Raw genomic sequence first — 21,784 nt, forward strand, 5'->3', positions numbered from 1 at the left:
GCACCCTTCGGTAGGCGGTCGTGCCGCAGGTACGATGCCATCGGTGCGACCTACGGGCGGCTGCCTCGCGCACCTGCAACTCCGGTCCGCGGCACGGCGGTTCGACCGCGGCGGCCCCGGGCGTCCGCCCGGTGGTGAACCACGGGGGCACGGTCTGTGGGGGGACGGATGGACTTCGGCACGCAGGGCCCCGACGCCCCGGCCGATCTCGCCTGGCTGCGCGGGGTGGACGCCTACACGATGGGTGCCTATCCGCAGGCGGAGGAGGAGTTCCGCACCGCGGTGCGGATGGATCCGGGGATGGCGGACGGCTGGCTCGGCCTGCACGCGCTCCGGATCGACACGACGACCGCGCTGCTGCGGATGTTCCGGCACCGCGACCGCTTCGGCGAGCAGCGCACCCGGCACCGCAGGGCCCTCAACTCCTGGTACTGGCTGGGCTGGTGGGTGCAGCCGGTGCTGGAGAGCCCGCGCGATCTGCTGCTGGCCCACGCCTCGCACTGGCTGGACGGCCGGCACGTGCCCGAGCTGGACCGGGCGCTCGCCGGACTGCCCCCGGTCGACACCGACCCCCAGGTCCGCTTCCTGCACGCCTGCCGCGCCTATCTGGTCAAGGACTGGGACCAGCTGGTCCGGCACACCGACCCGCTGCTGGACGACCCCCTGCTCGGCATCGAGGCCGGACTGTTCGGCGGCATGGCCCGCGTCCGGCTGGAGATGTACGGCCAGGCCGAGCCGCTGCTGTCGGCGGCGCTGATGCGCTGTCGCAGCGAACAGCCGCAGCGCAAGGAGCTGCGCTACTGGCTGGCGCGGGCGCACGAGGGCACCGGCCGCTCGGCGGCGGCGCACCCGCTGTACCGGGCCGTGCACCGCGTCGACCCGGCCTTCATGGACACCTCGGCCCGGCTCGCGGCGATCGCCGAGGGCGACGGGTACGACGACACCGCCGACCTCGCCGCGATCAGCCTGACCGGTGCCGGGCAGGACACCGTGGACGGTCCGGACGGCTTCGATCCGCTCTTCGGCACCGAGGGCCGTGATCTGCGGCTGACGGAGCCGGATCTGCCGACCGGCCCCCTGCCGTCGGTGACCGACCCCGCGGTACGGGTGAAGACCGGCGCCCCCTCCTCGCCCATCCCGGCCGGGCCGACCGATCCCGCCCTGCTGGAGGAGGCGCTCGCCGAGCTGGAGCGCATGGTGGGGCTGGAGCCGGTCAAACGCCAGGTGAAGGCGCTGTCGGCGCAGTTGAACATGGCGCGGCTGCGGGCCGGGCAGGGACTGCCGGTGCAGCCGCCGAAGCGGCACTTCGTCTTCTCGGGCCCGTCGGGGACCGGGAAGACCACGGTGGCTCGGATCCTCGGCCGTGTCTTCTACGCGCTCGGCCTGCTCGGCGGTGACCACCTGGTCGAGGCCCAGCGGGCGGACCTGGTCGGCGAGTACCTCGGGCAGACGGCCGTGAAGGCCAACGAGCTGATCGACTCCGCGATCGGCGGCGTGCTGTTCGTGGACGAGGCGTACTCGCTGTCCAACTCCGGGTACGGCAAGGGGGACGCGTACGGCGACGAGGCCCTGCAGGTGCTGCTGAAGCGGGCCGAGGACAACCGGGACCACCTGGTGGTCATCCTGGCCGGCTATCCCGAGGGCATGGACCGGCTGCTGGCGGCGAACCCGGGGCTGTCCTCCCGCTTCACGACCCGTGTCGACTTCCCCTCCTACCGCCCGCAGGAACTCAGCGAGATCGGCAAGGTGCTGGCGGCGGAGAACGGGGACATGTGGGACGAGGAGGCGCTGGAGGAACTGCGGTCGATCGCCGGGCACGTGGTCGAGCAGGGGTGGATCGACGAGCTGGGCAACGGCCGCTTTCTGCGGACGCTGTACGAGAAGAGCTGTGCATACCGGGATCTGCGGTTGTCGGCGTATCTCGGCTCGCTGTCCCGGGAGGATCTGGCGACGCTGCGGCTGCCTGATCTGATGCAGGCGTACGGGGAGGTGCTGTCGGGGAGGGGGCCGCAGGATCCGCCGGGTTTGTAGGTGCGGGTCGGCTGGGGCGGAGCGGGGCCGCTCACCGGCGCCGGCCGGGTGCTGCTGCGCCCACCCTCCCCCAGTCTCGGCTTCGCTCGACCGGGGGCACCCCCATCGCCCCAGCGGCACGACTGCCCGCAGCTACGCCATGACTCCCTCCGGCTCCCCGCTGATCCTCGGCTCCAGCAGCTGCACGTCCGGCATCTCCCGGTGCGCCGGATCCCGGACCTCCCCCACCAGCAGCTCCAGTACGTCCTCCAGGGCCACCAGACCCAGCACCTTGCCGGAGGCGTCGGCGACCTGGGCCAGGTGCGTGGCCGCCCGGCGCATGACCGTGAGGGCGTCGTCGAGGGGCAGCTCGGCCCGCAGGGTGGTCATGGGGCGCCAGACGTGCTGCGGGACGGCGCGGTCGGAGTGCTCCAGGTCGAGGACGTCCTTCACGTGGACGTACCCCATGAAGGGGCCCCTGTCCGTCGCCGAGACCGGGAAGCGGGAGTAGCCCGTGCGGGCCGTCAGCTCGACGATCTCGCCCGGGGTGACCGACGGGGTCACCGTCACCAGGGATTCGCGACGCAGCAGGACGTCCGTCACCGGGTGGGAGCCCAGCTCCAGGGCGTCCTCCAGGCGTTCCTGCTCCTCGGGGTCGAGGAGACCGGCCTGCCCGGAGTCCTCCAGGAGGCGGTTGAGCTGCTCGCTCGTCACCACAGCCTCCACCTCGTCTTTGGGTTCGACCCGGAAGAGGCGGAGGATGGCCTGGGCGCAGGCCCCCAGGGCCACCGTGATCGGCTTGCACAGGCGGGCGAACGCCACCAGGCCGGGGCTCAGCCACAGGGCCGCCTTCTCGGGGGCCGCCATCGCGAGGTTCTTCGGCACCATCTCGCCGATGACCAGGTGGAAGAAGACCACACCGGCGAGCGCGATCACATAGCCCAGGGGGTGGATCACGCCCTCGGGGAGGCGGACCACCTCGAACACGGGCTCCAGCAGATGCGCCACGGTCGGCTCAGCGACGGCGCCCAGGGTGAGGGAGCACACGGTGATGCCGAACTGGGCCGCGGCCATCATCTGGGGCAGGCGCTCCAGGCCGTAGAGGACCTGGCGGGCCCTGGCCGTGCCGAGCGGTTCGATCTGGCTGCGGCGGACGGAGACGAGCGCGAACTCGGCGCCGACGAAGAAGCCGTTGGCGAGCACGAGCAGCGCGGCGAGGACCAGTTGGAGGACGCTCATCGGGCGGCCTCCATCACGTTGACCACCGGGGCCGTCCTGACCAGGCGGACCCGTTCGGCGCGGTAGTGGCCGACCCGGCGGACCGAGAGCCGCCAGCCGGGCAGTTCGGCCCGGTCGCCGGGGGCCGGGATCCGGCCGAGGAGGTCGGCGACGAGGCCGGCGACCGTCTCGTACGGCCCCTCGGGCACGTCCAGGCCTATGCGCTGGAGGATGTCGACGCGGACACTGCCGTCGACGTCCCAGGCGGGCTTGCCGTCCTGCGGCGGGGCGACAGCGAGTTCCGGCGCGTCCGGGCGGTCGTGCTCGTCGCGGACCTCGCCGACGAGTTCCTCGACGATGTCTTCCAGGGTGACGACGCCGGCCGTGCCGCCGTACTCGTCGACGACGACCGCGATGGGCTGCCCGGAGCGGAGCCGGGCGAGCAGAGGCTGGACGGGCAGCGTCTCGGGGACCAGCAGCGCCTTGCGGGCGATACGGCTCACCGGGGTGCGCAGCCGCTCGTGCACCGGGACGGCCAGCGCGTCCTTGAGGTGGGCCATGCCGACGATCTCGTCGATCTTCTCCCGGTAGACGGGGAAACGGGACAGGCCGGTGGCCCGGGTGAGGTTGACGACGTCCTCGGCGGTGGCCGTGTCCTGCAGGGCGCTGACCTTCACGCGCGGGGTCATGACGTGCTGTGCGGTCAGCTCGCCCAGGGACAGGGTGCGGACGAAGAGGTCGGCGGTGTCCTGCTCCAGGGCGCCGGCCCGGGCGGAGTGCCGGGCCAGGGAGACGAGTTCGCCCGGGGTGCGGGCCGAGGCCAGCTCGTCGGCCGGCTCGACGCCGAGGGCTCGCACGAGCCGGTTGGCGACGGTGTTGAGCGCGGCGATCACCGGCCGGAAGAGGCGGGAGAAGTGGGCTTGCGGACCGGCGACGCAGCGCGCCACCTGGAGCGGCTTGGACACGGCCCAGTTCTTGGGCACGAGCTCGCCGATCACCATCTGCAGCGCGGAGGCCAGCAGCATGCCGACGACCACGGCGACACCGGAGACGGCGCCGTCGGGAAGGCCGAGGGCCGCGAACGGACCGTGCAGCAACCGGGCCAGGGCCGGTTCGGCGAGCATGCCGACGACCAGGGAGGTGATGGTGATGCCGAGCTGGGTGCCGGAGAGCTGGAAGGACAGCTCCTTGAGCGACTCCACGACCGTACGGGCGCGTCGGTCGCCGTCGGCCGCGGCCTTCTCGGCCTCCGGGCGCTCGACCGTCACGAGGCCGAACTCGGCGGCCACGAAGAAGCCGTTGGCGAGAATCAGCAGGAATGCCGCTGCGAGGAGCAGCAGGGAGAGGGTCACGCTGCCACCGCCTTCCCGGTATGTCGGGCAGGGGCGGCGCAGGTACTACAGGACGATCCGTCCATCGCTGGAGGGAGTCACTCCTCGGGTAGCAGGAACCCCTGGACACCGGTCGGCGCACAGGGGCGGAGGCGCAGCGAAAAGGCCTCCGGCACCAGATTAATCAAGACACGGGCCGCTCGGGCAGAGCAGACGCCCCCGAACCGACCCCGATCTGCCCCCGAGTGCGCCCCGGGCCGTCCCTGAGTCAGCCCCGCTCGTCGGCCCCGACGGCGGTCGAGCGGGCCTCGGCGAGCGCCCGCAGGGCCCGCGCGTCGGCGATGGCGCGCTGCTTGGCGATGCCCGGCTGGATGCCGAGCGCGGGCAGGCTGGTGCCGTCGCTGAGGTTGAGGAACACCCACGGGTCGCCCGGACGGAGGTTCACCTGAACGATCTCCGCCCACTCCAGGCGCCGTTTGCTGGCGATGTTGACCACGGTGACACCGGATTCGTCGGCGACGACCCGGACCCGGGCCAGCAGGGCGAGCACCCAGAAGATGAGCGCGCCGGTGACGATGAAGGTGAGCCGCTCACCGGGGCCGAGCTGTTCCAGCAGCAGCCCGATCGCGGAGATGGTGAGGAAGATCACCACACCGGCGGTGAGCAGGATCGCCCGGGTGTGGCCCGGCCGGAAGGTGACGGGAAGCGCGGGAGTGTCGGACATCACTCACACACCCCTCAGAGGCGGCAGGCGTGGATGGCCGTGGTCAGGATCGCGCGGGCGCCGATGGCGTAGAGGTCGTCCATGATCCGCTGCGCCTCCTTGGCGGGGACCATGGCGCGGACCGCGACCCAGCCCTCGTTGTGCAGCGGGGAGACGGTCGGGGACTCCAGGCCCGGGGTCAGCGCGACGGCCTTCTCCAGCTGCTCGACGCGGCAGTCGTAGTCCATCATCACGTAGGTCCGCGCGACCAGGACGCCCTGGAGGCGGCGCAGGAACTGCTGGACCTTCGGCTCCTCGCCGTCGGCGCCGGTGCGGCGGATGACGATCGCCTCGGACTTCATGATCGGCTCGCCGAAGACCTCCAGACCGGCGTTGCGCAGGCTGGTGCCGGTCTCGACGACGTCGGCGATGACTTCGGCGACACCCAGCTCGATCGCGGTCTCCACGGCGCCGTCGAGGTGGACGACGGAGGCGTCGACGCCGCTGTCCGTGAGGTGCCCCGCGACGATGCCCTCGTAGGAGGTGGCGACGGTCTTGCCCTTGAGGTCCTCGACGCCGTTCGCCGTGCCGGGCCTGGCGGCGAAGCGGAAGGTGGAGCGGGCGAAGCCGAGGGGGAGGATCTCCTCGGCGTCGGCGCCGGAGTCGATCAGCAGGTCGCGGCCGGTGATGCCCACGTCGAGGCGGCCGGAGGCGACGTAGATCGCGATGTCGCGGGGGCGGAGGTAGAAGAACTCGACCTCGTTCACCGGGTCGACGATCCGCAGCTCCTTGGACTCGCGGCGCTGCTGGTAGCCGGCCTCATGCAGCATCTCCGCCGCAGGGCCGGACAGTGAACCCTTGTTGGGGACGGCGATGCGCAGCATGAGGTCGGCTTCCTTTGCGTGACGGGGTGTCTTCGGGATTCTTTGCGGCGGTGCTCAGAGGTGGGCGTAGACGTCGTCCAGGGAGATACCGCGGGCGACCATCATCACCTGGACGTGGTACAGCAGCTGCGAGATCTCCTCGGCGGCCGCCTCCTTGCCCTCGTACTCGGCGGCCATCCAGACCTCGGCGGCCTCTTCGACGACCTTCTTGCCGATGGCATGGACGCCCTTGCCGACCAGCTCTGCGGTGCGGGAAGTGGCGGGATCGCCGTGGGAGGCCTTGTGCTGGAGCTCGGTGAAGAGCTCCTCGAACGTCTTCTTGGACATGGTGTGCCCCACCCTAGCCGTTATGGCGGCCGACCTAGTGCCAGGGTTCGGATACTGAGCGCAGCGTCGCCGCCGTGGCCACCGCGGCGGTCACCGCCTCGTGCCCCTTGTCCTCGTTCGAGCCCTCCAGGCCGGCCCGGTCCAGGGCCTGCTCCTCGGTGTCGCAGGTGAGCACGCCGAAGCCGACGGGCACGCCGGTCTCGATGCTGACCTGGGTGAGGCCCTGGGTGACGCCCTGGCACACGTAGTCGAAGTGCGGGGTGCCGCCGCGGATGACGACGCCGAGGGCGACCACCGCGTCGTAGCCGCGGCCCGCGAGGACCTTGGCGGCGACCGGCAGTTCGAAGCTGCCGGGGACCCGGATCAGGGTCGGCTCGTCGATGCCCAGCTCGTGCAGGGCGCGCAGGGCGCCGTTGACCAGACCGTCCATCACCTTCTCGTGCCACTGTGCCGCGATGACGGCGACCCGCAGGTCGCCGGCGTTGCGTACGGACAGTTCCGGTGCACCCTTGCCGCTCACGTGTCTCCTCAGTGCTTTCTCTTACTGGTTGCCGCAGCCGGCCACGGCGGGCGTGTCCAGCCAGGGCAGGTCGTGTCCCATCCGGTCGCGCTTGGTGCGCAGGTACCGGAGATTGTGCTCGCCGGCCTGGACCGGCATCGGCTCGCGGCCGGTGACCTTCAGGCCGTGGCGCAGCAGCGCGTCGGTCTTGTCGGGGTTGTTGGTCATCAGCCGGACGCCGCGCACGCCGAGGTCGGCGAGGATCTGGGCGCCGGCGCCGTAGTCGCGGGCGTCGGCGGGCAGGCCGAGTTCGAGGTTGGCGTCGAGCGTGTCGCGGCCCCGCTCCTGGAGTTCGTACGCCCGGAGCTTGGACAGCAGGCCGATGCCGCGCCCCTCGTGTCCGCGCAGGTAGACCACCACGCCCCGGCCCTCCTGCTGGATGCGCTCCAGGGCGGTGCCGAGCTGGGGGCCGCAGTCGCAGCGCAGGGAGCCGAAGACGTCGCCGGTGAGGCATTCGGAGTGGACGCGGACCAGGACGTCCTCGCCGTCGCCGATCTCGCCGTGCACGAGGGCGACGTGCTCGACGCCGTCGGCGGTGGACCGGTAGCCGTAGGCGGTGAAGGTGCCGTGTGCGGTGGGCAGGCGGGTCTCGGCCTCGCGGCGGACGGTGGGCTCGCTGCTGCGGCGGTAGGCGATCAGATCCTCGATGGAGATGATGGTCAGGCCGTGCTTGCGGGCGAACGGGATCAGCTCGGGCAGCCGCAGCATCCGGCCGTCCTCGCCGGCGATCTCCACGATGGCGCCGGCCGGGCGCAGCCCCGCCAGCCGGGCCAGGTCGACGGCGGCCTCGGTGTGACCGTTGCGGACGAGGACGCCGCCGGGCTTGGCGCGCAGCGGGAAGATGTGGCCGGGGCGGACGAAGTCCGTCGGCTGGGCCGTGCCGCTCGCGAGCAGCTGGAGCGTGGTGGCCCGGTCGGCGCCGGAGATGCCGGTGGTCACGCCGTGCGCGGCGGTGGCGTCCACGGAGACGGTGAACGCGGTCTTCATCGACTCGGTGTTGTCCTCGACCATCTGCGGCAGCCGCAGCCGGTCGAGTTCCTCGCCCTCCATGGGGGCGCAGATCAGGCCCCGGCACTCGCTCATCATGAAGGCGACGATCTCGGGGGTCGCCTTCTCGGCGGCGATGACGAGGTCGCCCTCGTTCTCCCGGTCCTCGTCGTCGACGACCACGACCGGGCGGCCCGCGGCGATGTCGGCGATGGCCTGCTCGACGGGGTCGAGCAGGAAGTCCTCGATGGGGTCGGTGTCGTGGAGCAGAGGTGCCGCGGTCATGCCGGAGCTCCTTCCAGGACGGGCTGCGGACGCCTGCGGGAGCGCAGCCACCAGTCGCGCATGCCCCACAGGACGAGCGCGCCGTAGATGACGTAGACGAAGCCGGAGAAGGCGTAGCCGTTGGTGAAGTTGAGGGGGACGCCGACGAGGTCGACGAGGAGCCAGGCGATCCAGAACTCGACCATGCCCTTGGCCTGGGCGTACATGGCGACGACGGTGCCGACGAAGATGTACGCGTCCGGCCAGGGGTCCCAGGACAGGCTCGGGTACGCCTGGAAGAACAGGGCGACGGCGACCGTGCCGGCGGCGGCCGCTGCCAGCATGGCCGCGCGCTCGCGCCAGGTGGCGAAGCGGGGCGCGATGTGGCCGTCGCCGGACCGGTCCTTGCTGCGCTGCCACTGCCACCAGCCGTACAGGGCCACGGCCATGACGACGGCCTGCTTGCCGGCGCTGCCGGTCAGATGGCCGTAGAAGGCGGCGAACAGGACGAGGCCGGACAGGAACTGCACGGGCCAGGTCCACAGGGAGCGGCGCCAGCCGAGGGCGAGGGTGATGAGGCCGAGGATGTTGCCGGTCATGTCCGACCAGATGATGCGCTGGCCGAAGAGGGTGAAGGCCTCGGAGTTCAGCCAGTTCACTTGCCGGCTCCCTGGGCGCGGTCGCCGAGGAGGCGCTCGACGTACTTGGCGATGACGTCGACCTCCAGGTTGACCGGGTCGCCGGGCTGCTTCACGCCGAGCGTGGTCAGGGCGAGGGTGGTCGGGATGAGGCTGACGGTGAAGTAGTCGGGGCCGGCCTCGACCACGGTGAGGCTGATGCCGTCGACGGTGATGGAGCCCTTCTCGACCACGTAGCGGGCGAGTTCCGCGGGGAGGGAGATCTTCACGATCTCCCAGTTCTCGGAGGGCGTGCGCGCCAGCACCTCGCCGGTGCCGTCGACATGGCCCTGCACGATGTGGCCGCCGAGGCGGGTGCCCACCGCGGTGGGGCGTTCGAGGTTGACCCGGGAGCCGACGGTCAGCGCGCCGAGGCTGGAACGGTTCAGGGTCTCCGCCATGACGTCGGCGGTGAACTCGTCGCCCTCGTGCTCCACGACGGTGAGACAGACGCCGTTCACGGCGATGGAGTCGCCGTGCTGCGCGCCCTCGGTCACGACGGGGCCGCGGAGCCGGAAACGGGAGGCGTCGCCGAGGTTCTCGACGGCGGTGATCTCACCCAGCTCTTCGACGATTCCGGTGAACACTTCCCGGGTCCTCCTGCCTCTTCGGGCACGGACTCCGGGGCCTGTCGATGACGACAGCATGTACGGGTGAGCACACCGGACGACGCCGAAAAAAGGGCCGTCCGCGCACGGACGAGCCCAGATACGGCGACGCGCACGAATACGTGCCCGCCCGCCGCGCACTGCCTCCCATCCGGACTTTAACCGTCGGTCCAGGAATTTCACCTGGTCAACCGGTCGCTGGAAGCGACCGGGTCGCGGACTGTAACCGCCGGTTCGGACTTTCACCGACCCCGGAGTGCGCTGCTTCTGGTACACGGCCAGTGTGCCACGCCGGACGGCCGTCCAGACAGGCGAGGAGTGTGGGTTCCCTCACAGTGCGTGTCACCGGCCTTGCGCGGCGCAGTCACACCGGCCAACTGCCGTACATGGCGGGCGGATTGAGCCTGGTCCGGACCATTGACCGCACTGGTCTAGTCCTTTTAGGGTGCGGACGGGTCCGGTGGCGGTGACGACGGCCCTTGCCCGCCGCCGGGCCGCCACCGCCGTTCTGGCAGGCTGACGCGCATGACCGTGCCACTGCCGCCGCTCGCCGCCGAGTTCGAGTCCCACCGGCCCCGCCTGTTCGGGCTCGCCTACCGGCTGCTCGGCTCCGCGCACGAGGCGGAGGACGCGGTGCAGGACGCGTATCTGCGGTTCAGCGGCGCCGACCGGGCGGCGATCGGGCACCCGGGCGCATGGCTCGCCAAGACCGTCACGAACCTCTGCCTGACCCGGCTGACCTCGGCCCGTGCCCGGCACGAGGACTACCGCGGGCCCTGGTTGCCGGAGCCGGTGCTGACCTCGGACGGCACGCTCGGCCCGCTGGAGTCGGCGGAGCAGCGCGACGAGGTCTCCCTGGCGATGCTGGTGCTCCTCGAACGGCTGACGCCGACCGAGCGGGCGGTGTACGTGCTGCGTGAGGCGTTCGGCCACAGCCACCGGGAGATCGCGGACGTGCTGTCCCTGAGCGAGGCCAACTGCCGCCAGCTGTACCGGCGCGCGGTGGCCCGGGTCGCCGTGCCGGAGGGCCGGTTCGAGCCGGCGCGCGAGCGGCAGGAGCAGCTGGTGACGACGTTCCTCGCGGCGGCCCGCGAGGGCGATGTGGCCGGTCTGGAGCAGCTGCTCGCCGAGGACGTGGTCTGGTGGAGCGACGGCGGCGGCAAGGTGTCCGCGGCCCTGCGTCCGGTCGAGGGACGCGACAAGGTCATGCGCTTCCTGGTGGGCGGGGCCGAGCGGTTCGCGGCGGACTGGACCTACACGGTGGTGGAGGTCAACGGCGCGAGCGGGCTGGCCGCGTGGGTCGGCGAGGTGCTCGTCGGGGTGGCCGCGTTCGGGCTGCGGGACGGTGTGATCACCGATGTATGGGCCGCGATGAACCCGGACAAGCTGGGCTTCGTACGGCGGCAGCTCATGCCGTCGTAACCGCACCGGCCGGGGCTTGTCACATTCGGCGGGGGCTGCGTGGTCTGAGCGTGCGAACAGTGCCCGACCGGGGCACCCGGAATCCGAGAGGGACGGGAACAGCATGACCACGATCCTGGTGACCGGCGGGACCGGCACACTCGGCCGCCATGTGACGGAGCGGCTGCGGGCGGACAACCGCGAGGTGCGGGTGCTCAGCCGGCGCGCGCAGCCGTACGCGGTCGATCTGCGCACGGGCGGCGCGGGCCTCGACACCGCGCTCGCGGGAGTGGAGACGGTGGTGCACTGCGCGAGCACGCAGCGCGGCGGCGACGAGCAGGCGGCCGGTCACCTGATCGCGGCGGCGCGGTGGGCCAAGGTGCGCCATCTGGTCTATATCTCCATCGTCGGGGTCGACCGGATTCCGTTCGGCTACTACAAGACCAAGCTGGCGGTGGAGCGCCAGATCGAGGAGTCGGGCCTCGGCTTCACGCTGCTGCGCACGACCCAGTTCCACGACCTGGTGGTCACGGTCCTGGCCGGACTGGCCAAGCCGCCCGTGCTCCTGCTTCCCGCCGGCGTGTCGGACCAGCCGGTGGAGGTGACCGAAGTCGCCGACCGGCTCGCCGAGTTGGCCCTCGCCGCACCGGCCGGACGGGTATCGGACATGGGCGGCCCCGAGGTCCGCTCCTTCGACTCCCTGGCCCGCGCCTACCTCCGTGCGACCGGCCGCCGCCGGGCCGTGGCCCAGCTGCCGCTGTTCGGCAAGACGTACCGCGCCTTCCGGGCCGGCGGGCATCTGGCACCGCATGAGGCGGTGGGAAAGGTGACGTTCGAGGAGTATCTGGGGCGGCGGTTCGGCCGCTGACGGGAGGAAGGCAGGGCGGACGGGCCGGTGAGGCTGACACCGGGGCGTGAGCGGACGGGGTGTCCGGTCAGTGGTCAGGTGCGGTCCGCGGGAGCGAACAGTTCGTCCTGGGCGCGGTCCCTGGCCGTCAGGAGGGCGCCACGCAGGACGGCCGCGCCGCCGAGGGTGCCGGCGCGGACCTCCGTGCGCAGCGGGGACATCCGGCGCAGCCGTTCCTGCACGAGACTCGCGAGCACCGGGCCGCCGGCCTGTCCGGCCTCGCCGCCGAGCACCACACAGCCAGGGTCGAGGACGGCCACCACGGAGGCGGCTCCGACCGCGATCCGCTCGGCAAGGGTGTGGAGGAAGCGGCCGGCGGGGTGATCGGCGGGGACGGTTGCGGCGGGCGCGGCCGGAGACGGCCCGGAGGCCTCGCCCGCGTGAGCCGCTTCCTTCGCCGCGCCCTGTTCCCCCGGCGCCTTTTCCGCCGCGCCCCGCTCCCCCAGCACCTCCTCCTCCGTGTCCCGCTCCCCCAGCACCCCCTCTGCCGTACCCCGCTCCCCCAGCACCTCCTGCACCGCCGCCACGGCCCCCCGCACGACCGCCGCCGCCCCCGGTCCGTCCATCGTGGCCGGGACCGGCAGCCCGTGGTCCGCTGCCAGGGCGCCGATCGCCGCCGCACCGGTCAGGGAGTGGAAGCCGCCGGCGCAGTCCTTCGCCGAGGGCAGGGAGTCGGTACCCGGCACCGGCAGGAAGCCGATCTCGCCGGTGCCGCCCGAGGCGCCGCGGCGCAGCGTGCCGTCGAGGACGACCGCCGCGCCGACGCCATGGCCGAGCCAGAGCAGGACGAAGGTGTCCCGGTCCCGGGCGGCACCCTCGCGCTGCTCCGCCACGGCCGCCAGGTTGGTCTCGTTCTCCACCGTGACGCGGGCCTCGGGCAGCCGGTGCTGCAAGGCGGCCGACAGGCTGCGGTGCCACTCGGGCAGTCCCCCGGAGTCGCGCAGGTCGCCGGTGGCGGGGTCGATGAGGCCCGGCGCGCCGATGCCGACGGTGTGCAGCCGGTCCGCGCCCGCCTCCTTGGCGGTGCGCTCCACCGCGGCCACCGCCTGCTCCACGGCCGGCCCGGTCCCGGTGTCACCGTCGATCGGCACCGACGCCTCGGCGAGCACCCGCCCGACCAGGTCCGACACCAGCACGAAGACACCCTCGGTGCGGACGTCGAGCGCGGCCAGATGGGCGCGGTCGGCGACGATCCCGTACAGCCGGGCGTTCGGACCGCGGCGCTGCTCGCCGGACTCGCCGACCACGGTGATCAGCCCGGCGGCGGTGAGCCGTTCCACGAGATCGGCGACCGTCGGCCGGGACAGTCCCGTCAGCTGCTTCAACTGCCCTGCCGTCAGCGGGCCTTCCTGCTGGAGCAGCCGCAGGGCGAGCCGGTCGTTGATGGCCCGGGCGGTGCTGGGTGTTGCGGGCATGACGGGAATCCTCCCAGATCGGCGGGCGTCCCCCTCGACCGCGACTCCGAGACCCCGCCCTCGGACTGCGGCCGTAAAACCGTCTATCTATCTATCAGGGAGGGTCCCTGATAGTTTACGGCGCGTGCCGGGAGGGCGCCGTGTGGGGAGGGGCTGGAACATGAGTGACGTGGGATATGCGCCCGGCGAGGTGCGGCGCGCCCGGTACGCCGTGGCGGCCGTGTTCGCCGTGCACGGCGCCGTGACCGGCTCCTTCGCCACCCGGGTGCCGTGGGTCCAGGACCATGCCTCGCTCGGCGCGGGCCAGTTGGGCTTCGCGCTGGCGTTCACGGCCTTCGGCGCCTCGTGCGCGATGCCGCTCGCGGGCCGGATCAGCCACCGCTTCGGCAGCCGTACGGCGCTGCGCGGACTGATCGCGCTGTGGACGCTGTCGCTGGTCCTGCCACCGCTGGCGCCGAACCTGTACACCCTGTGCCTGGCGATGTTCACCTACGGCGCGAGCGCGGGCATGGCCGACGTCGCGATGAACGCGCTCGGCGTCGAGGTCGAGCGGCTGCTGGGCAAGTCGGTCATGTCGGGGCTGCACGGCATGTGGAGCGCGGGCGCGCTGACCGGTTCGGCGGCCGGCACGCTGGCCGCGCATCTGGGCGCGGACGCCCGCGTGCACTTCCTGATCGCCTCGGCCGTGCTCACCGTGCTGGGGCCGGTGGCCTGCTCCTGGGTGCTGGACCTCCAGCCCGCCGAGGACGAGGAGCCGCCGCCCCGGTTCGCGCTGCCGCCGCGCTCGGCGCTGCTGATCGGCACCGTCGGCTTCTGCGCGGTGTTCGCGGAGGGCGCGAGCCTGGACTGGTCGGCGGTGTTCCTGCGGGACCGGCTGGACAGCTCGGCCGCGGTGGCGGCGGCCTGCACGACGGGCTTCATGCTGACCATGGCGGTGGCCCGGATCGCCGGGGACGCGGTGGTGAACCGTTACGGCGCGGTCCGTACCGTCCGGGCCGGCGGGGTGCTGGCCGCGCTGGGCGGTCTGCTGATCGTCCTCGCCGGGCAGCCGGCGGTGGCCATGGCGGGGTTCGGGCTGATGGGGCTCGGCATCGCGGTGGTCGTACCGCTGTGCTTCGCGGCGGCCGGGCATGCGGGCCCGAATCCCAGCCAGGCCATCGCGGGCGTGGCGACGATCACCTACACCTCGGGGCTGATCGCGCCGAGTCTGATCGGCGGGGTGGCCCAGGCGACCAGCCTGATGGTGTCGTTCGGTGTGGTGACGGCGCTGGCGTGCGGGCTCGCGGTGTTCGCGGGGGTGCTGCGCAGCGCCGAGCGCGGCGGCCGCACAGAGAGCAGCCCGCGGCCGGCCGCCGTTCCCGACCCGCGCCCCTGAGACAGGTCAGCCGACGGGGCGCAGCAGCTCCTGGCCGACGGCGCGGAAGGCCTCCGACCAGGGCGCCGGCCGCATGGTTGTGGCGTCGAGCCGGACCAGCACCCGGGTGCCCTGGGCGTAGGTCCGCGTCCCGTCCGCGGAGCAGAACCGGAAGCCGTAGGTCAGGCCGGTGGTGCCGAGCCGTTCCAGCCAGAGGTGGACGGCGTAGCTGCCGGGGCTGGTCACCGGTGCCTCGTAGCTGACGCGCAGCTCGCGTACGGCGTTGCAGGCGTCGCCGGCCGCGTGCCAGTCGCCGTCGAAGCGGACGCCGTGCGCGCTCCACAGCTCGGTCCAGGCGCGCTCGACCAGCACGGGGTAGCGGGCGTTGTGCAGGAGGCCGAGCGCGTCGAGGTCGTCGAAGTGGACGGTGACGGGGATCAGCCGGCCGTAGGAGACGGCGGGGGCGATCGGGGCTTCGGCGGTCACGGGACAGGGCTCCTGAACATCGTTGCTGAGACAATCCCATACTAAGCGACCGCTCAGGAGCCTGGGCTGGAAGCCCCCAGGTCAGCCACCCGTGACAATGGTGCAGACCGTCTTCATATGCGTAAGAAAGCGAAACCCCACCATGGACCTCGGCGTGCGCTGGAAACTGCACGGTGACGGGCGCACGCCCGCGCCCGGAGCGGTGGTACGCCCCGACGAACGGCTCTCCTGGCCCCGCACCGTGGGCCTGGGCGCCCAGCACGTGGTCGCGATGTTCGGCGCCTCCTTCGTGGCCCCCGTGCTCATGGGCCTGGACCCGAACCTGGCGATCATGATGTCGGGCGTGGCGACCGTGATCTTCCTGCTCGCCACCCGCGGCCGGGTCCCGAGCTACCTCGGCTGCTCTCTGTCCTTCGTCGGCGTGGCCGCCGTCATCCGCGCCCAGGGCGGTACGAGCGCCACGGTGACCGGCGCGGTGTTCGTCGTCGGCGTGGTGCTGTTCCTGGTGGGACTCGCGGTGCAGCGCTTCGGGGCGCGGATCATCCACGCGGCCATGCCGCCGATCGTCACCGGCGCGGTCGTGATGCTGATCGGCTTCAACCTCGCCCCGGTGACCGCCTCCACCTACTGGCCGCAGGACCAGTGGACGGCCCTGCTGGTGATGCTCTTCACCGGCCTGGCGGTCGTCTGTCTGCGTGGTTTCTGGTCCCGTATCGCCATCTTCCTCGGTCTGGTCTTCGGGTACGGCATCTCCTGGGCGTTCGACCGGATCTTCGGCAAGATCCACTCCATGGGCCCGGGCGGCAAGGTCACCGACCACTGGCGCCTGGACCTCTCCGGCGTCTCCAAGGCCGACTGGATCGGCCTGCCGCACTTCCACGGGCCGTCCTTCCAGTGGTCGGCGATCCTGGTCGCGCTGCCGGTCGTCATCGCCCTGGTCGCGGAGAACGCGGGCCATGTCAAGGCGGTCGGCGAGATGACCGGCGACCCGCTGGACGACAAGCTCGGCACGGCGATCTCGGCCGACGGCATCGGCTCCATGCTGTCCACGGCCGTCGGCGGCCCGCCGAACACCACCTACTCCGAGAACATCGGCGTGATGGCCGCCACCCGCGTCTACTCCACCGCCGCCTACTGGGCCGCCGCCGGCTTCGCCCTGCTCTTCGGCATCTGCCCGAAGTTCGGCGCCGTCGTGGCCGCGATCCCGGGCGGGGTGCTCGGCGGCATCACCGTGATCCTCTACGGCATGATCGGCCTGCTCGGCGCCCAGATCTGGCTGCACGCCAAGGTGGACCTGCGCAACCCGCTGAACCTGGTGCCGGCCGCCGCGGGCATCATCATCGGCGTCGGCAACGTCAGCATGAAGTTCACCGACACCTTCTCGCTCAGCGGCATCGCCCTCGGCACCCTGGTCGTCATCACCGGCTACCACGCCCTGCGCGCCTTCGCCCCGGCCCACCTGAAGCAGCAGCAACCGCTGCTGGACGAGGGCACCTCCAGCTACGACGCCGAGGAGCCGCACGCCAAGCCGTAGGCGTACGCCGGGGTGAAGGACGCGCGCGATCAGGTCCTGCTCCAGGTTCGCGGCGGGCGGTGCCGCGGGCGTTCCCCCCTCACCCCACGGACATGTCCCGCGTTCCCCCGTTCCGGCGAAGCGACGGGCCGGTCGGCGCGCCGGGCGGCCCGGGGCTGGGACCCTTCCCCCATGGCGCAGTTGGAACGCTTCACCACTCCCGTCGACGCGGTGGTCGCCCGGATGCGCGCGATCGGCGCGGCCCTGCCCGAGCGCGACGGGGTCGCCGTGTTCAACCGCGTCTATCTCACCGTCACCGAGGAGGTCGACCGGCGCCTGGACGGCGGGGAGTTCGCGGACCCGCGGGCGGCGACCGCGCTGGACGTGCGGTTCGCGGAGCGCTATCTGGCGGCGGTCGACGCGAGCGCGGCGGACCGCCGTCCGCCCGCCTGCTGGCGCCCGCTCTTCCAGCTCCGCCGCCACCCCGGGGTACGGCCGCTGCAGTTCGCGCTGGCGGGCATCAACGCGCACATCGGGCACGACCTGGCGCTCGCCGTGATGGACGCCTGCCGCGCGCTCGGCTGCGAACCGGCCGATCTGGAGGACGAGTTCGACCGCGTGGGCGAGATCCTCGGATCGCTGGAGGAGCGCATCCGCGAGGATCTGATGCCGGGCCCCGACCTGCTTCAGCTCGCCGATCCGCTCACCCATCTGCTGGGTTCCTGGAGCCTGGAGCGGGCCCGGGACGCGGCCTGGGCGGCGGCTCGGGCACTGTGGGCGCTGCGCCACTGCGGCGAGGTGGCCGAGGAGTTCACCGAGCGGCTGGACGCGGCCGTGGGGCTCGCGGGCCGGATGCTCCTCACCCCGCTCCCCGAGCTGATCTGACCTCCGAGCTGATCCGACCCCCCGCCCGACTGGCCGAAACCCGACCCTGACGCGAGCCGCCTCGGAACAGCCGTGTCCGCACCGTACGTTGACGTCCGGCACCCCATCGACAAGGAGCGGACATGGCAACGCGGCTCGGTCTCGGTCTTCCCCAGATGCGCCAGTACTCCCTCGGCACGGACGTGCCCGACGTGGCCCGCGCCGCCGAACGGATCGGTTACACGAGTCTGTGGGTCTTCGAGCGGGCCCTGTTCCCCGAGCCCGCCACCCAGGGGTTGTACGGCATGGACGGCGTGCCTTGGCCGGACCAGTACCGGAACGTGGCGGACCCGCTGGTCACCCTCACCCTGGCAGCATCGGCCACCGAGCGGGCGGAGCTGGGGTCCAGCGTCCTGGTGGCACCGCTGCACGTGCCGTTCCAGCTGGCCAAGGCCCTCGCCTCGCTGGACGCGGCGAGCGGCGGCCGGGTGCTCGCGGGCCTCGGCACCGGCTGGTCCCTGGACGAGTACGCGGCCTCCTCCGCGCGGCCCTTCGAGGAGCGCGGCAAGTCGCTGGACGAGATCATCGAGGTGTGCCGGGCGGTGTGGGGCCCGGATCCGGTCGTCTACGACGGCACCCTGACGAAGATCGCCTCCGCCGTGGTCGGACCCAAGCCCGTCCGGCCGATCCCGGTCCTGCTGGCCGCGGGCAACCGGCGGGCGTTCCGGCGGCTGGTCGACCACGCCGACGGCTGGCTGCCGGCGGGCTTCAGCGCGGAGCAGGTCGGCGCCCAGTGGCGGCAGCTGCGGGAGCTGGCCGAGGAGCGGGGCCGTACGCGGCCGATCCGGACGGTGCTGCGGGTGAACACCGACCGCACGGCCAAGGCGTACGAGGGCGCCGACCGCAGGCCTTTCCAGGGCAGTGTCGACCAGATCGTGGCGGACCTCGTGGAGTTCGCGGAGCTCGGCATGGACGAGTTCCTGATCGACCTCCAGGGCAGCGCCCGGGACGCCCGGGAGCTGACGGATGCCGCCGCGGAGGTGTTTGAAAAGGCGCGGGCGGCCGGAGTCTGAGGCCGGCCGCCCACGCCTTGGTACGTGCTCGCTCTCCTGCTCAGTCCTCGGGCAGCTCCACAGGGGCGATCTCGTCGTAGGCGTCACCGGGGCCCGGGTTGGCCGGGTCGGTCTCGCCGCCGAACTGGTGCATGACGCCCCAGACCGCGTTCAGCGCGGTCTGGACGGCGCCCTCGGCCCAGCCGGCCGTCCAGGAGATGTCGTCGCCCGCGAGGAAGATGCCCCGCTTGTCCTCGGGCAGCCGGTCCTGCATGAAGTGCGTGAACAGGCGGCGCTGGTAGCGGTAGTGGCCGGGCAGGTTGGCCTTGAACGCGCCCATGAAGTAGGGCTCGTTCTCCCAGGAGACGGTCACCGGGTTGCCGATGATGTGCTTCCGGATGTCGACCTTGGGGTAGATCTCGCCGAGCGACTTCAGCATGACCTCCATCCGCTCGTTCGCGGACAGCGGCAGCCACTTCAGGCTGTCGTCGCACCAGGTGTAGGACAGGCAGATCACGGCGGGCTTGTCCGGGCCGTCGTCCAGCAGGTAGGTGCCGCGGGTCATGCGGTCGGTGAGCGTCATCGACATGACGTCCCGGCCGGTCTCCTCGTCCTTGTCCAGCCAGAACGGCCGGTCGACGGGCACGAAGAGCTTCGAGGACTCCATGTAGTGGGTGCGCTCGATGGCGGTCCAGTGATCGATCGGGAAGAGCGAGTCGTCGCAGGCGATCTTGGACAGCAGCATCCAGGACTGGGCGGTGAAGATCGCCGCCTGGTAGGTACGGATGTCGCCGTTCGCGTCCGTCACCGTGATCTGGTTGCCGGCGGTGCGGTGCAGCCGGGTCACGGCCGGGCGGGGCTCGCCGTCCGGGTGCAGGGACTTCAGCGAGGTGCCGTACGGCCAGTGGACGATCTTCTCCGGCTCGCGCTCCCAGAGGCGCAGCGGCAGCTGCTGGGAGCCGCCGACGATGCCGCGGTGGTGGTCGTCGGCCTCGGTGTAGACGACGCGCAGGATCTCCAGGATGGAGTTCGGGAAGTCGGTGTCCCAGCCGCCGGTGCCGAAGCCGACCTGGCCGAAGATCTCGCGGTGCCGGAAGGACTTGAAGGCCTCGGAGTCGCAGAGGAAGCCGTAGAAGGTCTGGTTGTCGAGCTTCTCGACGAGCTTCGCCCAGATCTCGCGGATGCGCGGCACGTCCCGCTCGCGCATGGCGCGGTTCATGTCGGAGAAGTCGGCGCCCTCTTCGAGACACCTGTTCCAGGCGTCGGCGACGTCCCGGTAGACCTGGGGCAGGTCGTCGACGGTTTCGGCGTAGTGCGACTCGCCCTTGAGGTCGACCACGGTCGAAGGCGTGGCCTCGGCAAGGGGGTTGGGGAAGGGCTTGGTCTCCAGGCCGACCAGGTCGATGTAGTGCTGGAGGGCGGTGGAGGACGGCGGGAAGCGCATCGCGCCCAGCTCGCAGTTGAGGGACTCGTCGCAGCCCTCGAAGCCGACGGTGCGCAGCCGGCCGCCGATCTGGTCGGCCTCGTAGACGACGGGCTTGAGGCCCATCTTCATCAGCTCGTAGGCGGCCACGATGCCGGACAGACCGCCGCCGATGACCGCGACCTCGGTGCCGTGCTCGGTCGCGGGTATCTGGCCGAGGCCCGCCGGGTGGGCGAGGAAGTCGTCGTAGGCGTAGGGGAAGTCCGGGCCGAACATGGTGATCGGCGGCTGCTGCCCGTCGGTGTGCTCGACGGCGTTGGGCACCGTGGACGTCATGGGGTACGGACTCCTTGCGCGAAAGTACTCAGGGGGAGGTTCGGGGGTTTCAGATCAGGGACCCGTACAGACCGGGGCGGCGGTCCTTCAGATACGGGTTGGCCTCGCGGGACGCGGCCAGGAAGGCAGGGTCGGCGTCGGCGACGACCAGCTGCTCGGCACGGCCGGCCCGGGTGCGGGCGATGCCGTCGGGACCGGCGAGGGTGGAGAGCCCGACGAACTCGAACTCCCCTTCCTGGCCGACCCGGTTGACGTAGGCGACGTACATCTGGTTCTCGAAGGCGCGCACCGGGATCATCGACTCGGCGACGAACTGGAAGGGGTGCATCTGCGCGGTCGGGACGACCAGGAGGTCGGTGCCGGCCAGGGCGTGCGCGCGGACGTTCTCCGGGAACTCGACGTCGTAGCAGATCATCAGGCCGACGGTCAGGCCGTTCAGCTCGGCCTGCACGACCGGCTGCTCGCCGGGGGTGAAGTGGTCGCGCTCGAAGCAGCCGAAGAGGTGGGTCTTGCGGTAGTTCGCGAGGCGGGTGCCGTCAGCGGAGACCAGCTGGGCGGAGTTGTAGACGGTCTCGCCGGCGCGCTCGGGGTAGCCGTAGGCGATCGCGATGCCGTGCCGGCCGGCGGTGTCGGCGATCGCGTCGGCGGACTCGCCGTCGGCGGGCTCGGCGAGGCGGCCGATGTCGTCGCCGATGGCGTACCCGGTCAGGAACATCTCCGGTGCGGCGAGCAGCGCGGCGCCCGCGGCGGCGGCCCGGCCCGCGGCGGCGTCGAGGACCTTGAGGTTCTCGGCGATCGAGCCGGGGCGGCCGGAGCTCTGGAGCAGGGCGGTGCGCATGCGTGATCCTCACCGGAGAGGGATTTGGGGGGCCACGAAGAAGGTACGGTCGGCGCACTCGGCCGGACAAGAAGGAGCCGTTGCGCGCCGGTGCGCGGATCGTTGCGTGGAGACGGGGTGAAACGGCGATTCGTTGCGCGCTTCAGGGACGATCACCGTTCCCACCGGCGCTTCGTCCTCCCCTCCCCCGTCTCGGTGTCCTACTTCCCGGTGCCGACCGGGTCGACGGTGACGGTCCGGCCGCCGCCGTCCGTGACCGGAACGTCGATGCCGACGGCGTCGCCCGGCTTGACGCTGACCGGCACGGGGGCGAGGGTGCTCCGCTTGGCGCTGACGGTGCCGTCCTTGCCCTTGAGGTCGGCACCGGGGAAGCCCTTGAGGGTGCAGGTGATGGAGCCGGTGTTCTTGAGGTTGACGATGAGCTCGCCCTCGGCCATGCCTCCGGAGGTGCTGAACGCGAGCTGGGAGGTCTTGCACGCGCCCGCGCCGCCGCCCACGGCCGTGCCACCGCCGCTTGAGCCGGACTGACCGATCCCGGTGCCCGTGCCGGTGCCGGTGCCGGTGCCGGTCCCGGTCCCGGTGCCGGTCCCGGTGCCCATGCCGGAGGAGGCGCCGCTGCCGCCGGTG

21 protein-coding genes and 1 riboswitch are annotated in these 21,784 nt (G+C 71.9%); of the genes, 7 read left to right on the forward strand and 14 right to left on the reverse strand.

The window, feature by feature from the left end:
* Positions 1-168 precede the first annotated feature (168 nt).
* Positions 169-2,031, forward strand: a complete 1,863-nt coding sequence (locus LE548_RS35960; RefSeq protein ID WP_225101226.1) for an AAA family ATPase — start codon at positions 169-171, stop codon at positions 2,029-2,031.
* 132 nt (positions 2,032-2,163) lie between these two features.
* On the opposite strand, the gene LE548_RS35965 is transcribed toward LE548_RS35960, so the two are convergent.
* The 9 genes from LE548_RS35965 to LE548_RS36005 all read right to left on the reverse strand — a co-directional run bounded on the left by LE548_RS35965 (position 2,164) and on the right by LE548_RS36005 (position 9,547).
* Entirely contained in the window at positions 2,164-3,249 is a 1,086-nt protein-coding gene (locus LE548_RS35965) for a hemolysin family protein (RefSeq protein WP_225101227.1), read from the reverse strand.
* On the reverse strand, positions 3,246-4,580 hold the full coding sequence (locus LE548_RS35970; protein WP_225101228.1) for a hemolysin family protein: 1,335 nt from the start codon (positions 4,578-4,580) through the stop codon (positions 3,246-3,248). Before LE548_RS35970 ends, LE548_RS35965 begins: the two co-directional genes overlap by 4 nt.
* A 247-nt stretch (positions 4,581-4,827) precedes the next feature.
* The gene (locus LE548_RS35975; RefSeq protein ID WP_225101229.1) at positions 4,828-5,283 is read right to left on the reverse strand and encodes a PH domain-containing protein; all 456 of its coding nucleotides are present in this window, start codon (positions 5,281-5,283) and stop codon (positions 4,828-4,830) included.
* Positions 5,284-5,297: 14 nt separating this feature from the next.
* Entirely contained in the window at positions 5,298-6,146 is an 849-nt protein-coding gene (hisG, locus tag LE548_RS35980; protein ID WP_225101230.1) for an ATP phosphoribosyltransferase, read from the reverse strand.
* A 54-nt stretch (positions 6,147-6,200) separates the two neighbouring features.
* Complete coding sequence (locus tag LE548_RS35985; RefSeq protein ID WP_225101231.1) at positions 6,201-6,473, reverse strand: phosphoribosyl-ATP diphosphatase; 273 nt, start codon at positions 6,471-6,473, stop codon at positions 6,201-6,203.
* Positions 6,474-6,507: 34 nt separating this feature from the next.
* A complete protein-coding gene (gene ribH / locus LE548_RS35990) occupies positions 6,508-6,993 on the reverse strand; it encodes a 6,7-dimethyl-8-ribityllumazine synthase (protein ID WP_225101232.1) in 486 nt (161 codons plus the stop codon).
* A gap of 21 nt (positions 6,994-7,014) precedes the next feature.
* Positions 7,015-8,304, reverse strand: a complete 1,290-nt coding sequence (locus LE548_RS35995; protein ID WP_225101233.1) for a bifunctional 3,4-dihydroxy-2-butanone-4-phosphate synthase/GTP cyclohydrolase II — start codon at positions 8,302-8,304, stop codon at positions 7,015-7,017.
* On the reverse strand, positions 8,301-8,942 hold the full coding sequence (locus tag LE548_RS36000) for a nicotinamide mononucleotide transporter family protein (RefSeq protein ID WP_225101234.1): 642 nt from the start codon (positions 8,940-8,942) through the stop codon (positions 8,301-8,303). Before LE548_RS36000 ends, LE548_RS35995 begins: the two co-directional genes overlap by 4 nt.
* Positions 8,939-9,547 carry a riboflavin synthase gene (locus tag LE548_RS36005; protein WP_225101235.1) on the reverse strand — a complete coding sequence of 203 codons (609 nt, stop codon included), beginning with the start codon at positions 9,545-9,547 and terminating at the stop codon, positions 8,939-8,941. Before LE548_RS36005 ends, LE548_RS36000 begins: the two co-directional genes overlap by 4 nt.
* Positions 9,548-9,701: 154 nt before the next feature.
* Positions 9,702-9,832, reverse strand: a riboswitch (FMN riboswitch).
* A gap of 261 nt (positions 9,833-10,093) precedes the next feature.
* Between LE548_RS36005 and LE548_RS36010 the strand changes: the two genes are divergently transcribed.
* Positions 10,094-10,990 carry an RNA polymerase sigma-70 factor gene (locus tag LE548_RS36010; RefSeq protein WP_225101236.1) on the forward strand — a complete coding sequence of 299 codons (897 nt, stop codon included), beginning with the start codon at positions 10,094-10,096 and terminating at the stop codon, positions 10,988-10,990.
* A gap of 103 nt (positions 10,991-11,093) precedes the next feature.
* Complete coding sequence (locus LE548_RS36015) at positions 11,094-11,837, forward strand: SDR family oxidoreductase (RefSeq protein ID WP_225101237.1); 744 nt, start codon at positions 11,094-11,096, stop codon at positions 11,835-11,837.
* 74 nt (positions 11,838-11,911) lie between these two features.
* Here LE548_RS36015 and LE548_RS36020 read toward each other — a convergent pair whose 3' ends face one another.
* Positions 11,912-13,291: an ROK family transcriptional regulator gene (locus LE548_RS36020; RefSeq protein ID WP_225101238.1), complete on the reverse strand. Its 1,380-nt coding sequence runs from the start codon at positions 13,289-13,291 to the stop codon at positions 11,912-11,914.
* 160 nt (positions 13,292-13,451) lie between these two features.
* On the opposite strand from LE548_RS36020, the gene LE548_RS36025 reads away from it, so the two are divergent.
* Complete coding sequence (locus LE548_RS36025; RefSeq protein WP_225101239.1) at positions 13,452-14,666, forward strand: MFS transporter; 1,215 nt, start codon at positions 13,452-13,454, stop codon at positions 14,664-14,666.
* A 6-nt stretch (positions 14,667-14,672) separates the two neighbouring features.
* Here the strand turns inward: LE548_RS36025 and LE548_RS36030 are convergent, their stop codons facing one another.
* Positions 14,673-15,131 (reverse strand): thioesterase family protein, encoded by a 459-nt coding sequence (locus LE548_RS36030; RefSeq protein ID WP_225101240.1) that lies wholly within the window; start codon positions 15,129-15,131, stop codon positions 14,673-14,675.
* 142 nt (positions 15,132-15,273) lie between these two features.
* Here LE548_RS36030 and LE548_RS36035 point away from each other — a divergent pair, with 142 nt between their 5' ends.
* The 3 genes from LE548_RS36035 to LE548_RS36045 all read left to right on the forward strand — a co-directional run bounded on the left by LE548_RS36035 (position 15,274) and on the right by LE548_RS36045 (position 18,581).
* Positions 15,274-16,665 carry a uracil-xanthine permease family protein gene (locus LE548_RS36035; protein ID WP_225101241.1) on the forward strand — a complete coding sequence of 464 codons (1,392 nt, stop codon included), beginning with the start codon at positions 15,274-15,276 and terminating at the stop codon, positions 16,663-16,665.
* Between the two features lie 171 nt (positions 16,666-16,836).
* On the forward strand, positions 16,837-17,529 hold the full coding sequence (locus LE548_RS36040; protein WP_225101242.1) for a DUF5995 family protein: 693 nt from the start codon (positions 16,837-16,839) through the stop codon (positions 17,527-17,529).
* 122 nt (positions 17,530-17,651) lie between these two features.
* Positions 17,652-18,581, forward strand: a complete 930-nt coding sequence (locus tag LE548_RS36045) for an LLM class F420-dependent oxidoreductase (protein ID WP_225101243.1) — start codon at positions 17,652-17,654, stop codon at positions 18,579-18,581.
* 40 nt (positions 18,582-18,621) lie between these two features.
* On the opposite strand, the gene LE548_RS36050 is transcribed toward LE548_RS36045, so the two are convergent.
* The 3 genes from LE548_RS36050 to LE548_RS36060 all read right to left on the reverse strand — a co-directional run bounded on the left by LE548_RS36050 (position 18,622) and on the right by LE548_RS36060 (position 21,756).
* Complete coding sequence (locus tag LE548_RS36050) at positions 18,622-20,319, reverse strand: NAD(P)/FAD-dependent oxidoreductase (protein WP_225101244.1); 1,698 nt, start codon at positions 20,317-20,319, stop codon at positions 18,622-18,624.
* 49 nt (positions 20,320-20,368) lie between these two features.
* Positions 20,369-21,157 carry a carbon-nitrogen hydrolase family protein gene (locus LE548_RS36055; RefSeq protein ID WP_225101245.1) on the reverse strand — a complete coding sequence of 263 codons (789 nt, stop codon included), beginning with the start codon at positions 21,155-21,157 and terminating at the stop codon, positions 20,369-20,371.
* 200 nt (positions 21,158-21,357) lie between these two features.
* Positions 21,358-21,756, reverse strand: a complete 399-nt coding sequence (locus LE548_RS36060; RefSeq protein ID WP_225101246.1) for a DUF4232 domain-containing protein — start codon at positions 21,754-21,756, stop codon at positions 21,358-21,360.
* Positions 21,757-21,784 lie beyond the last annotated feature (28 nt).

This window comes from Streptomyces sp. CoH27 (assembly GCF_020181035.1).
GTDB lineage: Bacteria > Actinomycetota > Actinomycetes > Streptomycetales > Streptomycetaceae > Streptomyces > Streptomyces camelliae.

What these genes read in the sequence shown, in the direction of transcription:
- LE548_RS35960 (WP_225101226.1), top strand. Translation starts at nt 169, where the DNA reads ATGGACTTCGGCACGCAGGGCCCCGACGCCCCGGCCGATCTCGCCTGG.
- LE548_RS35965 (WP_225101227.1), bottom strand. Translation starts at nt 3,249, where the DNA reads ATGAGCGTCCTCCAACTGGTCCTCGCCGCGCTGCTCGTGCTCGCCAAC.
- LE548_RS35975 (WP_225101229.1), bottom strand. Translation starts at nt 5,283, where the DNA reads ATGTCCGACACTCCCGCGCTTCCCGTCACCTTCCGGCCGGGCCACACC.
- hisG (WP_225101230.1), bottom strand. Translation starts at nt 6,146, where the DNA reads ATGCTGCGCATCGCCGTCCCCAACAAGGGTTCACTGTCCGGCCCTGCG.
- LE548_RS35985 (WP_225101231.1), bottom strand. Translation starts at nt 6,473, where the DNA reads ATGTCCAAGAAGACGTTCGAGGAGCTCTTCACCGAGCTCCAGCACAAG.
- LE548_RS35995 (WP_225101233.1), bottom strand. Translation starts at nt 8,304, where the DNA reads ATGACCGCGGCACCTCTGCTCCACGACACCGACCCCATCGAGGACTTC.
- LE548_RS36010 (WP_225101236.1), top strand. Translation starts at nt 10,094, where the DNA reads ATGACCGTGCCACTGCCGCCGCTCGCCGCCGAGTTCGAGTCCCACCGG.
- LE548_RS36015 (WP_225101237.1), top strand. Translation starts at nt 11,094, where the DNA reads ATGACCACGATCCTGGTGACCGGCGGGACCGGCACACTCGGCCGCCAT.
- LE548_RS36020 (WP_225101238.1), bottom strand. Translation starts at nt 13,291, where the DNA reads ATGCCCGCAACACCCAGCACCGCCCGGGCCATCAACGACCGGCTCGCC.
- LE548_RS36025 (WP_225101239.1), top strand. Translation starts at nt 13,452, where the DNA reads ATGAGTGACGTGGGATATGCGCCCGGCGAGGTGCGGCGCGCCCGGTAC.
- LE548_RS36035 (WP_225101241.1), top strand. Translation starts at nt 15,274, where the DNA reads ATGGACCTCGGCGTGCGCTGGAAACTGCACGGTGACGGGCGCACGCCC.
- LE548_RS36040 (WP_225101242.1), top strand. Translation starts at nt 16,837, where the DNA reads ATGGCGCAGTTGGAACGCTTCACCACTCCCGTCGACGCGGTGGTCGCC.
- LE548_RS36045 (WP_225101243.1), top strand. Translation starts at nt 17,652, where the DNA reads ATGGCAACGCGGCTCGGTCTCGGTCTTCCCCAGATGCGCCAGTACTCC.
- LE548_RS36050 (WP_225101244.1), bottom strand. Translation starts at nt 20,319, where the DNA reads ATGACGTCCACGGTGCCCAACGCCGTCGAGCACACCGACGGGCAGCAG.
- LE548_RS36055 (WP_225101245.1), bottom strand. Translation starts at nt 21,157, where the DNA reads ATGCGCACCGCCCTGCTCCAGAGCTCCGGCCGCCCCGGCTCGATCGCC.
- LE548_RS36060 (WP_225101246.1), bottom strand. Translation starts at nt 21,756, where the DNA reads ATGGGCACCGGGACCGGCACCGGGACCGGGACCGGCACCGGCACCGGC.